We start from the raw sequence: 225 nt of genomic DNA, 5'->3' as shown, positions 1-225 counted from the left end.
GCGCATGAGCTTGTAGACGAGTTTGTGGTTGACCACCCAGCCCTGGTTGCGTAGGTCAAGCAGCACGCGTCGGTAGCCGTAGCGGTGCTTGTTACGCTCGAAGCTTTCCCGGATCGCTTGCTTGAGTACGGCGTGCTTATCTGGCTTACTGAGTCGTTGTTGGTGGTAGAAGAACGTCGACCGTGGGATACCCGCTGCCTCTAGGAGATATTCCAAGCGGTGGTG

At 56.9% G+C, this 225-nt stretch carries 1 protein-coding gene; it reads right to left on the bottom strand.

Annotation, left to right across the window (positions count from 1 at the left end):
• Positions 1–225, bottom strand: a 225-nt coding sequence (locus tag QP981_RS11220; protein WP_284858026.1) for an IS3 family transposase, incomplete at both ends; no start/stop codon positions are given.

The organism is Corynebacterium sp. MSK047 (assembly GCF_030232285.1).
In the GTDB taxonomy this organism is placed as follows: Bacteria; Actinomycetota; Actinomycetes; order Mycobacteriales; family Mycobacteriaceae; genus Corynebacterium; species Corynebacterium jeikeium_D.
The sequence above is the reverse complement of the archived record's forward strand: the minus strand, read 5'-3'. Positions and strand labels throughout refer to the sequence as shown.